Annotated in this window: 11 protein-coding genes; 9 read left to right on the top strand and 2 right to left on the bottom strand. The window is 65.1% G+C overall.

Going from position 1 to position 13,557, the window contains the following annotated elements; translation table 11 throughout:
* Window positions 1–12: 12 nt before the first annotated feature.
* The gene (locus ACNI3R_RS09060) at window positions 13–417 is read left to right on the top strand and encodes a RidA family protein (RefSeq protein ID WP_426182252.1); all 405 of its coding nucleotides are present in this window, start codon (window positions 13–15) and stop codon (window positions 415–417) included.
* 98 nt (window positions 418–515) lie between these two features.
* Complete coding sequence (locus tag ACNI3R_RS09065; protein WP_426182255.1) at window positions 516–746, top strand: hypothetical protein; 231 nt, start codon at window positions 516–518, stop codon at window positions 744–746.
* A 32-nt stretch (window positions 747–778) separates the two neighbouring features.
* On the opposite strand, the gene ACNI3R_RS09070 is transcribed toward ACNI3R_RS09065, so the two are convergent.
* Window positions 779–2,101, bottom strand: coding sequence for an MFS transporter (locus ACNI3R_RS09070; RefSeq protein WP_426182258.1), 1,323 nt, complete (start codon window positions 2,099–2,101; stop codon window positions 779–781).
* 46 nt (window positions 2,102–2,147) lie between these two features.
* Window positions 2,148–3,521, bottom strand: a complete 1,374-nt coding sequence (locus tag ACNI3R_RS09075; protein ID WP_426182260.1) for a TetR family transcriptional regulator — start codon at window positions 3,519–3,521, stop codon at window positions 2,148–2,150.
* Between ACNI3R_RS09075 and ACNI3R_RS09080 the strand changes: the two genes are divergently transcribed.
* The 7 genes from ACNI3R_RS09080 (at window position 3,520) to ACNI3R_RS09110 (ending at window position 13,519) form a co-directional block, all read left to right on the top strand.
* Entirely contained in the window at window positions 3,520–6,084 is a 2,565-nt protein-coding gene (locus ACNI3R_RS09080) for a TonB-dependent receptor (RefSeq protein ID WP_426182263.1), read from the top strand. The genes ACNI3R_RS09075 and ACNI3R_RS09080 overlap by 2 nt on opposite strands.
* A 10-nt stretch (window positions 6,085–6,094) precedes the next feature.
* Entirely contained in the window at window positions 6,095–7,159 is a 1,065-nt protein-coding gene (locus ACNI3R_RS09085; RefSeq protein WP_426182266.1) for a tyrosine-protein phosphatase, read from the top strand.
* Window positions 7,160–7,387: 228 nt separating this feature from the next.
* Window positions 7,388–8,296 (top strand): hydrogen peroxide-inducible genes activator, encoded by a 909-nt coding sequence (locus tag ACNI3R_RS09090; protein ID WP_426182268.1) that lies wholly within the window; start codon window positions 7,388–7,390, stop codon window positions 8,294–8,296.
* Between the two features lie 403 nt (window positions 8,297–8,699).
* On the top strand, window positions 8,700–8,873 hold the full coding sequence (locus ACNI3R_RS09095; protein ID WP_426182271.1) for a DUF465 domain-containing protein: 174 nt from the start codon (window positions 8,700–8,702) through the stop codon (window positions 8,871–8,873).
* 116 nt (window positions 8,874–8,989) lie between these two features.
* Entirely contained in the window at window positions 8,990–11,260 is a 2,271-nt protein-coding gene (locus ACNI3R_RS09100) for a TonB-dependent receptor (RefSeq protein ID WP_426182273.1), read from the top strand.
* A gap of 68 nt (window positions 11,261–11,328) precedes the next feature.
* On the top strand, window positions 11,329–12,063 hold the full coding sequence (locus ACNI3R_RS09105) for a tryptophan synthase subunit alpha (protein WP_426182275.1): 735 nt from the start codon (window positions 11,329–11,331) through the stop codon (window positions 12,061–12,063).
* Window positions 12,056–13,519: a xylulokinase gene (locus tag ACNI3R_RS09110; protein WP_426182278.1), complete on the top strand. Its 1,464-nt coding sequence runs from the start codon at window positions 12,056–12,058 to the stop codon at window positions 13,517–13,519. Before ACNI3R_RS09105 ends, ACNI3R_RS09110 begins: the two co-directional genes overlap by 8 nt.
* Window positions 13,520–13,557 lie beyond the last annotated feature (38 nt).

Consider the following 13,557-nt stretch of genomic DNA (forward strand, 5'->3'; position numbering starts at 1 on the left):
GGGAGACACAGCATGGCGAACAACCGTATCAATCCGGACTCGATGTATAATTCGCTCGTCTACGGCTTCTCGCACGCGGCCGTTCAGACCAGTGGCAAGACCGTCCATCTCGCGGGGCAGGTCGCCTGGGACAAGGACTGCGCCATCGTCGGCGGCGACGATCTGGCGGCGCAGACCCGTCAGACGCTGGCCAATATCAAGACCGTTGTCGAGGCGGCCGGCGGCACCATCGCCGACATCGTCCGCCTGCGCATCTACGTCGTCAATCATTCGCCCGACAAGCTCGGCGTGGTGCTGCCCGAGGTGGGCGCCTTCTTCGGCGACGTCACGCCCCCGCCCAACACCTTTCTGGGTGTCCAGGCGCTCGCTTTGCCGGACTTCCTGATCGAGATCGAGGCGACCGCCGCGATCGACTGATCGGAGCGATCGCCGGGAGAGCGGTAGAAGGCTCTCCCGGCGATCCAGCCCCATCGGGACTCTGGCAAGGCGCTGCGAAACCCGTCAAAAGGCCGGACATGAAGGCCTATCAACTCCAGGATCTGCTGCTCGACACCCTCGTTCGCCAGCATGGCGGCGAACGCAGGCGCTGGCGCAGTGCGCTCGGTGCCCTTCGCCTCCACGACATCGAGACCCACCCGCATTGCAATTGGAGCGTCGCTCCCTCGGGCAGCGCAGGCCAGAACGCCAAGATCGAGCGCTTGCTCGACGATATCCGCACGCGCCACCCGGTCGTCACTGCCGACTGACGGAGGGACGCGATAATCTGGCGTCTCTGATATCAGGCCAAGACAGCCATACGTCCGATAGGTGCACGCCGACAGAGGAGCGACCATGCGGCTGCGGCCGCAAGCACGGAGGGAAGGACGAAGGCGGCCTGGATCAGCGCGAGACGCTCGGCCCCGCTGCCGAGGCTGATGGCCCATAGCGCGCCGCCGCTGCCCAGGCCCATCGCGATCTTCAGGGTGATGCTGCTGACGGCATAATGGCTGGCGGCCCCCGCGCTGGGGAATCGGCAGTCGCTAGCGATGTCGGCGACCATCGCCCGCAGGAGCATGTAATCGACGCCCCAGCCAAGCCCCTTGGCGGTCAGCACGGCGCCCAGCAGGAATGGCGCCCCTGCGGGTACCAGCAGAAGCGCGCAGCAGGCGGCGGCCTGCCAGCTATAGGACAGGACCAACGTCGCGGGTCTGCCGAGGCGCGCGCTCAGGCGGCTCCAGAACGGCAGGGCGAGCAGGGCAGCGACCGGCTGGATCAGGAGCAGCGAGGCGCCCCATCGATCCAGGCCGAACACGTCCTCCGCAAGGAACAGAAAACAGGTCATCGCCGCAGCATCGGCGATGCCGGTCAGCGTGTAGAGCAACAGCACGAGCGCGAGTGTACGGTTGCCGATTATGTCGCGGAACTGTTCGAGCAGCCCCGCCCGGCCGACGGTCGGTATCCGCTCGGGCTCGGGCTCTGCGAACAGCAGGATCGGAACGATCACCGTCAGCGGCGCGAGCAGGGCGATCGCCCATCCGAACAGCGCCATTTCGACGCGCAGGGGTGTTGCGAACCGGCGTTCGAGGATCGAGAGAAAAGCCAGCAGGGCGAGCGACCCGGCGATCGCGAACCAGACCTTGGCGCCCATGATGCGCGTCCGCTGGTGGCTGTCCACGGACAGCTCGAGGCCCCATCCGCCATGCGGCGTGATGATCAGCGAGTAGCCGAGGTGGAAGAGCAGGCTGGCCCCCACAATCCATGCCATGCCGGCCCCGGAGGGCGCGAGATAGAGCGGAAGCACCGCCAGCGACACGAGTAAAGCGCCCGAGATCATCCAGGGTTTTCGTCGCCCGAACCGCGTTCGGCAGCTGTCGCTCATCCAACCGATCAGGGGGTCCGCCGCCGCGTCGAACAGGCGTACGCACAACATCAGCGCCGCGATCGAACCGAGGGCGATACCGACATCCTGCTCGAGGAATCGCGGCAGATAGGATCGCCAGGTCATCTCGATGGCCTGGAAGGTCACGACCGGCAGGGTGAACGCCGCCAGCGCGGTGCGCGATACCCTTTGGCCCGGGCCATAGGGCCGGGTCCGACCATAGTTGAGATCCGTTCCGCGCATGGGGAGGTGCCTAGCGCCGGGGGATTACGCCGTGATGACCGCCGCCCTAGCAGGGGAGCAGATCGATCAGCGCTTCCACCTCCAGCCTGATTGCGGGGGCTGCATCTTCGGGGCTGGCATATGCGAGCCGGCGGCTGACGGCGGTCAGAAAGGCCGAGAGCAGCGCAGCCTCAAGATGCGATGGCGTCGGCAGTTCCGGCCGGAGCAGCGCAAGCAGACCGCGGGAAGTCGTGCCGCGCATGTAGCGCAACTGCAGGCCGAACGCTTCCAGTGCGGGGTCGCGCGCCACTGCGAGACATAGAGCATCCATGCCGCGCCCGCCGAGCGAGGCCGCCAGCAGGTCAGCGATGGCATCGAGCGCTGCCCCCCTGTTGCCGGTGGGGATCGAGGGTTGCCGTTCGCGAAACCGCGCAACCGCATCGAGATAGATCGACTCGAAGCCCGCCTGCAGCAATTCGGCCTTTGTCCGCAGCTTGTGGGACACGACACCGAGAGTGAGGCCGGCGTGCTCGGCCACCGCGCGATGCGTGATCGCCGCCGGGCCGGATTCTTCGATCAACGCGGCGGCCGCTGCGGCCACGCGCATTGTCGTTCCGTCGAGTTCCGGCGAAACGGGTGCATTGGCGACCGCCTCGTTGCGCGCGAGGTCGCGCCAGGGGGAGGCGGGCGGCCTTTCCCCGGCGGCCCAGGCGGCAGCGCCTCGCGCGAACTCGTCCAGTCCCGCGCGGTCGATCGGGCGGCGCCAGCGGATCATGTGATTGAAGGATTCCGCGTCGTGAAAACGCTCGATCAGCCAGGCGCGCTCGCCGAGGCCGAAGCGGGCACAGGCCGCCTTCCAGAAGTCGGTCCATATCGTGCGCCATCCGTCGCGTACGCCCGCAGCAACGTCCGATTCGGTGCGCCACAGCTGCCCCTCCCGCCAGGCGAAGGCGTGGCGGCGCTGGACATTGGTCCAGTCGTCCACCACGGCGGCGAAGAAGGGGCCCAGCGCGGAGGGGGGAGCGTCGAAGCCGCTCAGTTCTTCGATCCACCGCCCGCACCATAGCCGGGTCTGCGCCTGCGCTGCTTCGTGCGAACAGGCCAACAACCGTTCCAGAGAGCCGAAGTGATGGTAGAGCGACGATACAGGCGTTCCAGCTCTGCCGCAGATCTGCCGTGCCGATATCGCTTCACCCCCCTGATCCATCCAGCTGTCCATCACAGCCGTTATCAATCTGTCGAAGGACGATTTTTCTAGAATTTCCGACATTCGGGACTTTGTCTTCTGTGTTGCCGTTGAGGTGAGGCTAGCAAGATACACAGTCCAAGGCGAGGCGGAAACTGGCGTTAGCCTTTCCTTAATCTCACGCAGAATCGTCATATAAGGTACATACAGGTGTTCTAGCTGCCCGCTGCAGATGAACATGGGAGGTACCGACATGACCATTTCTGCCGCGAAGCTCTTGCGTACGACAGCCCTGGGTGGTGCGCTCCTTTTTGCCCTGCCGGGCGTCGCCCTCGCGCAGTCGGCGCCGATCCCCGCCGCCGAGGAGGCCGAAGAGGCGGAGATCGTGGTGTCGGGTTCGATCCTCTCGGCGCAGGAAGATTCGATCGAACTGAAGCGCGTCGCGGTCAACCTTACCGATGTCGCCGCTTCCGATGCCGTCGGCCGCTTCCCCGATCAGAATGCGGCGGCGGCGCTGTCGCGTCTGCCGGCAGTCGCGGTGCAGCGCGATCAGGGGCAGGAGCGCTATATCCAGGTCCGGGGCGCCCCCAACCGCTGGACCTCGGTGAGCATCGACGGCATCCCGATGGTGGGTGTGGACGAGGGCGGCGACACGCGCGCTTTCCGGTTCGACGCGATCCCGGCGGTGCTGCTGTCGCAGATGGTGATCAACAAGTCGCTCACCAGCGATCTGCAGGCCGACGCCGTGGTCGCCACGATCGACCTGCGCACCTATTCGCCGATGGAGCGCAAGGGGCTGCATGTCTCGGGCGACCTCGGTTATGGCTATATGGGCCTTGGTGGCGGCGAGCAGCGGCAGGGATCGCTGCGCCTGTCCTGGTCGAACGACGTCGTCGGCTTCGTCGTCGGCGGATCGCATTATCGCCGCAAGCAGCTGACCGACAATCGCGAAGTGGGTGCCTATGACGCGAAAGGCCCGACCGAGTTCGATGTTCGCCAGTACAAGCTCGAACGCTGGAACAACGGGCTGTTCGGTGGCCTCGAGTTCAGCCCCGAGGATGGTCAGCGCATCTATGCCAAGGCGATCTTCAGCGAGTTCAACGACAATGAGCAGCGCAACCAGTACGAGTTCCGCCTCGACCGCGCGACGGGCGGCACGCGCAGCCTGGCAAGCGGCAATCTGACCGGCGTTCCGCTGCGCGGCACCTTCAACTTCGGCGAGTATCGCAACCGCAACTATCTCGGCACGGTGGGGGGCGACTACGAGACGGACGACGGCTTGGCCGCCTCGTTCAAGTTCAACTATGCGCGGACGGAGAACAGCAGCTACCTGCCGCTCGTCCAGGCCTCGACCAGCGGCGCGAACAATCTGTCGCTGAGCTACGACAACAGCAATCCGAACTTCCCGATCGTGTCGGTTGCCGGCACCTTCAATCAGGCGACCCTGGCGGCGGGCAGCGCGATCATGATCGCAGCCCGCCAGAAGACCGTGTCGGACACCTACACCGTCAAGCTCGATCTGGCTAAGACGATCGGCGATCTGACGCTCTCGGCCGGCGGGCTCTATTCGGACCGCGACATCAGCGGCAACAACTTCTCCACAGCGAACATCGCCGCCGTAGGGGCGCTCGGCGCGTTGGTCGGCCAGCCTTTCAACATCAACAGCTATGTCACCGACCGGCCGTGGGACACTGGCTTCCCGCTCGGCGTCACGCTCAACTATGTCGACAATGTCGCCATGCGGCGCGACATCGATTCGCTGCTCGGACGGCTTCAGGCAGCAGGTCGCTACAATCCGGCGCTCGATATTCCGGCGGCCGATCGCTACGCGCAGCAGGAGCAGATCCTCGCCGCTTATGTCATGGCAAAGGTCGAGACCGGCCCGCTGACGGCGGTCGGCGGCGTGCGCGTCGAACGCTATCTGATGAACAACAGCGGCACGGTCGTAGCGGGCGGGGTGGGCACCCCGCTGGGTCTCGAGTCGAGCAAGACCGATTTCTTCCCGAGCCTGAACCTGAAATATGCGGTCAGCGAGCGTGTCGCGCTCCGGCTCGCCGGGCAGCGCAGCGTGTCGCGACCGGCCTATGGCGCGATCCGCGTCGGCGCGTCCATCGACGACACGGCGAGCCCAGGCCGGATCACCGGCGGCAACCCGGCGCTGCGTCCCGAATATACCTGGGGCCTCGATGCCAGCGTTGAATATTATCTGCCCGGCAACGGCATGATCTCGGTCGCGGGCTTCCACCGTTGGGTAGAGGATGTCCTCTACCAGAGCCAGGCCGTCGTCGGCAGCGACTTCTATGATTTCGGCGGCGTCGACCGCTCGTCCTATCTGCTCAGCGGTACCTATAACGGCCAGAGCGGCAAGCTCTACGGCGTCGAGTTCAACCTGCTCAAGCAGTTTGACTTTCTGCCCGGCGCGCTGGGCGGCTTCGGGTTCCAGGGCAATGTCACGTTGCTCGATGGCGATTTCGACACGCCCACGGAGAAGAACATCGCCTTCCAGGGCATGTCGAAGAGGATCGCCAACGCCTCGCTGTTCTTCGAGAAATACGGAGTATCGGCACGCGTCAGCTATCAGTGGCGTTCGTCCTGGCTCGACACGCTCGGCGGCTTCGGTAGCGGCGAATTTCGCAAGGGCTACGAAAATCTCGACGTCTCGCTGCGCTACGCGCTCAACGAGAATCTGACCCTGTTCGCCGATCTCGCAAACCTGACCGACGAGAAATACATCGCCTATCAGGGCACGCCCGCGACGCCGACCGAGGTCGAGCAGATCGGTGCGCGCTACATGTTTGGCGTCCGCTTCGCTTTCTGAGAGGATGACCATGTCTATCGAAAAAGCTTCGCTGGCTGCGCTACTGGCCCTGTCCTTCGTAGCCTCCGCATCGGCGGCAGATCTGCCGAGCCTCAACCGCATCGATCCCCGCACGGTCGAACTCGTCTGGAGCGGCGCGGCTCCGTCGGGCGTCTGGATAAGCGCCGACCAGGCGATCGACGACAGCGACAGCCGCGTCCCTGCGTCCGGGATCGAGGCGGTGCGCACCACCGGACGCTTGACGCTGGATGTGCCGGCGACGGAGCGGCGCTACCTGCTGATCCGGGACGAGAGGGGCGCGGTGACGACGCTGGCCGAGCGCGTGCTGCCGATGGAGAAAGGCAGCAATTTTCGCGATGTCGGCGGCTATATTACCAAGGACGGCCGGTCGGTCCGCTGGGGCCGGGCCTTCCGCTCGGGAGCGATGCCGCTGCTGACCGAGGCGGACTATGCGCTGGCCGGTCAGTTGATGATCGCGACGGTCGTCGATCTGCGGTCGATCGAGGAGCGCGAAGTGGCGCCCGACCAGCTCGATGATCGCACCGGCGCGGAGTTCATCTCGAACGACTATTCGCTGAAGCCGCTCATGGCGGGCTTTTCCCAGGCGAATGGCGAGAATGTCTATCGGGGCATGGAGAAGCTGCTCGCGCCGCAGTTCCGGTCGCTCTACCGCCACCTCGCCTCAGACAAGGGCGCGGTCGTCTATCATTGCTCGGCGGGCCAGGATCGGACCGGCATAGCCACCGCGCTGCTCTACGACATGCTCGGCGTCGATCGCGCGGTGATCCTGAAGGACTATCATATGTCGACGGCGCTGCGGCGCCCGGCCTATGAAATGCCGCAGGTCAATCCCGCCGATTATCCGAACAACCCATTGCTCAGCTATTATTTCGGCAAGGATGAAAAGGTGCGGGCCGTGCCGGAGCCGCTCTACACCAAGAGCGGCGCATCCCACCTCGCTCAGTTCTTCACTTATATCGATGCCGAATATGGCGGGTCGGAAGCCTATATGCGCAAGGTGCTGGGCTTTACCGAGGCCGATATTGTCGGGCTGCGCAAGGCCATGCTCGACTGACAGCCGGACTATGAGGTGTGCGGCGCGCCGAGTAAGGGGGGCTGGGCGCGCCGCCGACCTCTTCTGCCCCCCGGGCTTGCCAGCGGGGTGGGGGGCGGGTCGCGCTTCGGTGGAGGGGGGCCTTGCCATGCCGCCGCCGATGCGCATCGCCCTTGTGCCCGGTGTTACGCTTCCGATCCAATCGAAATAAGCTCGCCCTATCGATAGATAATCTCTATCATCCGTGTCATGCCCACCGTTCGTCAGCTCGAATATCTCGTCGCCGTCGCCGATCTGCTGCACTTCGGCAAGGCGGCGGACCAGTGCGGCGTGTCGCAGCCGACCCTCAGCCATCAGCTGACCGCGCTCGAGAAGCGGCTGGGCGGCAGGTTGGTCGAACGCAGCGGCTGGACGGTCGAGCTGACCCCGCTGGGGCGCCAGATCGTCGAACGGGCGCGGCGCGTGCTCGTCGAGGTCGGCGAGATCCGCAGCGTTGCGCGGCGCGCTCGCGAGAACATGGTCGGCATTATCCGCTTCGGCGTGACGCCGACGCTGGGTCCTTATCTGATGCCCTCCATCGTCGGAGCGCTGAACCGGGAGGAGCCCGATCTGCGCCTCTACATCCGCGAGGGCATTCCCTCGGAGCAGGCGCTGGAGCTGTCACGCGGGCGCCTCGACATGATGGTCGGGCCGTTGCCGCTCAGCGCCGAGGGGATCGAACTTGAACCGCTGTTCCGCGAACGGATGATAATCGTGGTACCACCCAATCATCCGCTTGCCAGCCGAGAGGTAGTGAAGCGCGAAGATCTGGCGGGTGAGCGCTTTCTCTCGCTCGACCCCCGCCATCATTATCATAGGATGGTGGAGCGCATCTGCGACGAACTGCGAGCGGTCATCCTGCGCGATTATGAAGGCACCAGCCTGGACAGCATCCAGCAGATGGTCGGCTCGGGCATCGGCCTCGCCGTCCTGCCCGAGCTTTACCTGCGGTCCGAGGTCGGCGGCGATGCGCTGGTGCGGCGGGTCGAGCCGGTGGACTGGACCAGCACCCGTTCGATCGCAGCGGCCTGGCGCGCGCGCGCCGCGAATGAGGACAGCTATCGATCCATAGCGCGCCGCATTCAGCTGACAGCCCGGGCAATCCTGTCCGCAGACTGAAGCCCTGTCTTGTGCGGCGGCATAAATCTTAAAAAAGGATGAAGAAGGCCGATAGATTTTTTCTATCGTTTTTTGGCTGTCCTTTCAATTGGCTTTTGAGCGGCCTTATCGGCATCTCTTCGGTCACGGGCCGGGAGGCCATAAGACGGTAAGCGGGGCGAAAAGTTTCGTTCGATCGACCGTCCAAGCCTCCCCGGACCGCCGAGAAGTTGGACCAGTACTGCCTCTAGCCAGAGGTTTCCAGATTGCCGTCGGGTCGGTTTCCCCCAAGCAACCCCACCGATCCGACGGTCACTGACGACGCGCCGCCCTGTCTCCCTGTTGCCGAAGCGGCGGCGCGTCGTCAGACCAATGGCCTGCAGGCCCATCCAACCCTCAGCATAGTCAAAAGGAGAGAGTGGTCATGCACGCCTTGATCTACCGTTTGTCGCTCGCCCATCGTCGGCTGGAGAAGGAGATCAGCCGCGAAATGCAGAAGGCGGTGCCCGACGATGTCCGTCTGTCGAGGCTCAAGAAGCTGCGCCTGGCGGTCAAGGACCAACTGCAGGGCTTTCTGCCGCAGCCGACGACGCACTGATATGGAGAGCGCCAGTCAATAAGCGGATAAACACCGCCAAGGTTGGATAGACGGAAAGCGCACCCCGACCTCTTATTCGCCGTCAATCGGTAGAAAGAGACGAAAAGGGGAAATCGATGTCGTCCAACCTTGGCAAAAGCCTCATCACGACCTTGCTCTCGGCCAGCGCCCTGGCCACCGGCGCGCCGCTGTTCGCGGGTCAGACCGAAGGCGCCGCCGGCGTCAGCGAGGCGACCGAGATCGGCGACATCGTCGTCACCGCCCGCCGCCGCGAGGAAACGCTACAGAAGGTGCCGGTGTCGATCACCGCCTTCACCGCCGCCGATCTCCAGGCACGCCAGGTCGACAATGTCTCTCAGATCGCGCAGTCGACGCCCAACCTCGTCTTCAACTCGTCTGCGCCGATCTCAGGCAGCAACACCGCCGCGTCGATCTATATCCGTGGCATCGGCCAGACCGACTTCACCCTCGTCACCGATCCGGGCGTCGGCCTCTATCTCGACGGCGTCTACATCGCCCGCTCGGTCGGTGGCGTGCTCGACCTGGTCGACGTGCAGCGGGTCGAGGTGCTGCGCGGCCCTCAGGGCACGCTGTTCGGCAAGAACACGATCGGCGGCGCGATCAACATCACCTCGCAGCCTCCCAGGGATGAGTTCGGCGGCACGGTCGAGCTGCGCACCGGCAGCCGGAACCGTATCGACGGCAAGGCGGTGGTCGACCTTCCGGTGAACGACACGCTGGCGCTGCGCGTCTCGGCGGCGACACTCAATCAGGATGGTTTCGTCAAGAATGTCGGCGGACCCAAGCTGGGCAACACCAAGGCGCTGCTCGGCCGCATCGCGCTGCGGTGGACGCCGACCGATGCGCTGACGATCGACCTTGCGGCCGACGGTACGCGTCGGCGCGAGCAGGCGCAGGCGCAGAAGCTGCTCGACTTCAACCCCAATGCCGGCGCGCCGACCTTCGGACCCTTTAATGGCGTGATCGCCCCGGCGCTCGGCCTGCCGCAGTTCGACGCGCGTTTCACCGCGGGGGGCCCTTACCAGACCTTCCAGGGTCGCAATCCGAACGCGATCTCCGACCTCGACCTGTGGGGCGTCGGCGGCACCGTCGCCTATGACATGGGCGACGTGACGCTCAAGTCGATCACCGCCTTCCGCAAGTTCGACAGCCAGTTCGGGCGCGATACCGACAATTCGCCTTTCACCATCGTCGAAACCTATGACGACATCAGCCAGCAGCAGTTCAGCCAGGAGCTCCAGCTTTACGGCTCGCTGATCGACGACCGCCTCGACTGGCTCGTCGGCGGCTATTATTTCACCGAGAAGGGCGACAACCTCAACAACGTCTATACCTCGGTCATCCTGATCAAGAGCGGTGGTGCGGTGAAGAATGACAGCCTCGCCAGCTTCGCCCATCTCACCTTCAAGGCAACCGATAAGTTACGCCTGACCGCCGGCGCGCGCTACACCGACGAAACCAAGCGCTTCACGCCGGATCAGCAGGTCATCTTCTACGACTATACCCAGTCGCTGTTCGGCGGGGCGGGCTTCACCGATGGCCAGCGGATCCTGCCCAAGGTCCAGTCCAAGCGGAAGTTCAACGATTTCTCGATGCTGCTCGGTGCCGACTATCAGTGGACCGATCGCCTGATGACCTATGTGTCCTTCTCGCAGGGTTTCAAGTCGGGCGGGTTCAACCAGCGCGTCTTCCCGCCGCGTGCGGTTCCCGGCTCGTTCGAACCCGAAACCGCCGACGTTTATGAGGCGGGTCTGAAGACGTCGAACGCTGCGGGCACGGTGCGGTTCGATCTCGCCGGCTTCTATACCCGCTACCGTGATATCCAGGTGCGCGTGCTCGACGTGATCGCACCGGGGACCGGTAACGCCGCTGCCGGGCGCGTCTATGGCGCCGAGGCGGAACTGACCCTGCGCCCGGTCAAGCCGCTGACGCTGCAATTCTCGGCCGGCTATCTCGATACGGGCTACACCAAATTCGCCGCCGATTTCGATCCGTCGCAGGGGATCGACAAGGGCGACCGCTTCGTCAATTCGCCCAAATGGTCGCTCGCCGGTTCGGCCAGCTATGTCGTGCCGCTCGGCGAGGTTGGCGACCTGACGGTGCGGGGCGACTGGAGTTATCGCTCGAAGACCTACAGCGATGCCGCGAACAGCGAGAATATCGCCCAGAGCGGCTATCATCTGTTCAACGCGACGCTGCTCTACGACACGCCCGACAAGCTGTGGCAGGTCGCCGCCGGCATCCGCAACATCACCGACAAGCGCTATTTGCTGACCGGCAACAACGAGTTCGGCGGCTTCGGTTATGTCGAGGGCGTGTTTGCCCGGCCGCGCGAATGGAGCCTGTCGGTCCGCAGGTCCTTCTGATCGGCAACGGCCACCCGCAACCGTCGCCGATGCTGGACATGCTCTCGAACCTTCAAGAAAGGCCATCCTTGAACGGGACCGCCAAACTCGATCGGCTGGCCGCACGCGGCCGGCCGATCCTCGCCTGCTATTTCGTCCTGGGGGACGCGCAATTCGACGATGCCATGCGCGACCTCTATGTGGAGGAGGGGGTCGATATCTTCGAACTCGGCATCCCCTCGGCCGATCCTTATCTGGACGGCACGGACATATCGGCGGCGATGGCGCGGGTGATCGCCGATGGCGACGACGGCTATGCGCGTATGGCAGAACTGGCCGAATGGTTCGCGTCGCGGCCGTCCGCACCGGCCGGGGTGTGCATGGCCTATGCCGACCTCGATCTCCGGCGGTTGGCGAATATCCCGCTCGATGGGGCGCTCATCATCGGCGGCAACGGTCCGGCGATCGATGTGCCGGGCGCGCCGCGTTGCGGTCTGCTGCCGCTCGATCGGACGCTCTGGGACATCCATGATGCCCGAAGCTGGGACGGCTATGTCATGGTCCAGTCCGCCGACGGCAAGACCGGCCCGCGTGAAGCACTCGACCCGAGGCTCGCCGAGACCATCGCCGCCGCCAGGGAAGCCGGGATCGTCCGGCCGATCCTGGCAGGTTTCGGCATCGGCACGCCGGCGCAGGCGCGGCAAGCGATCGATGCGGGGGCCGACGGCGTCGTGATCGGATCGATGTGCGTCCGCAGCGTCCGGCAGGGCACCGCCGCGATCCGCCAGTTCCTCCGCGACGTCAGGAGCGCGCTCGATGCCTGACGGCGGCTATATTCTCGGGATCGATCTCGGCACCACGTCGCTCAAGGGCGTGCTCTACGACCGCGACGGCGAATTGCTGGGAACCTGCGGCACGACCTACCCGACCTACAGACCCGCCGAGGGGCGCGTCGAACAGGACGCCTGGGACTGGATGATCGCGCTGTGGAAGGTCGCCGACCAGCTGATGGACGGGCGGTCCCCGGCCGACCTCTCCGCGATCGCGATCTGCAGCCAGGTCAACACCTATGTCTGCGTCGACGCGGAAGGCACGCCGCTCGCGCCGGCCGTCGTCTGGCAGGACGTCCGTGCCGAGGAGGAAGCCGAGCGGCTCAACCAGATGGTCGGCGAGGAACGCCGCTTGGGCTGGTGGCCGTCGGGCATGGCGATAAGCGCCAGCCACATGGTGCCGCAAATGGCCCATGTCGCACGCCATCGACCGGACATCTGGAAGCGTACGGCCAAGCTGCTGTCGCCCAAGGATTTCCTGCTGCGCCAGCTGACCGGCCTGTGGACGGCCGATCCGTTCGCCTGTTTCGACGCGGTCGATGCGTCGGGGTCCTATATCGACGAATATCTCGCCATGGTGCCGGGCGCCGCCGAGCGGGTTGCCCCGCTGCGATCCTTCCGCGACGTGGTCGGCCCATTCCGCCACGCGCATTGGCCCGACTGCTCGGCGCGGATCGTCAACGGCACGATGGATGCCTTTGCCTGTCTGTTCGGTTCGGGCGCGGCCGGCGCTGGCGAAGGCTGCTATATCAGCGGAACGAGCGAGATCGTGGCACTGATCGGCGGTCGGCCGGGCGGTCGGCCGGGTATCGTCAGCTTTCCGCCGATCGAGGACTGGTATGTGCAGGCCGGGCCGACCCAGAGCGGCGGCGACACGCTGCGATGGATGGCCCAGCTGCTGGGCACCGATCATCAGGGTGTCCTCGACCGGGCCGCGCAGGCGGATCGGGGCGGGGCAGGGGATGGCGTGCTGTTCCTCCCCCATCTCGAAGGGGAGCGCGCGCCCTTGTGGGATGCGCATGCTCGTGGCGCTTTCCTGGGCATGAGTTCGCATGACGGCGCGCCGCAGCTCGCGCTGGCGGCGCTGGAGGGGGTCGCGCTGTCGGCGAGGCTGATCTTCGAAGGCGCGGTGGAAGCGGCCGGGGTTCGCCCGCCGTCGCTGTTCATCGGCGGTGCTGGCAATCGATCCGACCTCTGGGCACAGATTCGCGCCGACGTCCTCGGCGTGACGCTGAACCGCGTCGAATGCCTCGACACCGGCGCGGTGGGCGCAGCGATCGTCGCCGGGCTGGGCGTCGGCCGCTATGCCTCGATTGCGGACGGCTCGATTGCGCTGGTCAGGATCGAGCGGGAGTTCACGCCCGATCGACAAAAAGCGTCCCGATACAAGAGGATGGCGGAGCGTTATTTGAAAGGCTACGAACAGTTGAAGCCGTGGCATCTGTTCTAGTCGGCAAGGGTGATATTTTAGACTTGAACAGTTGAGCT

The organism is Rhizorhabdus antheiae, from assembly GCF_049889055.1.
Lineage (GTDB): Bacteria > Pseudomonadota > Alphaproteobacteria > Sphingomonadales > Sphingomonadaceae > Rhizorhabdus.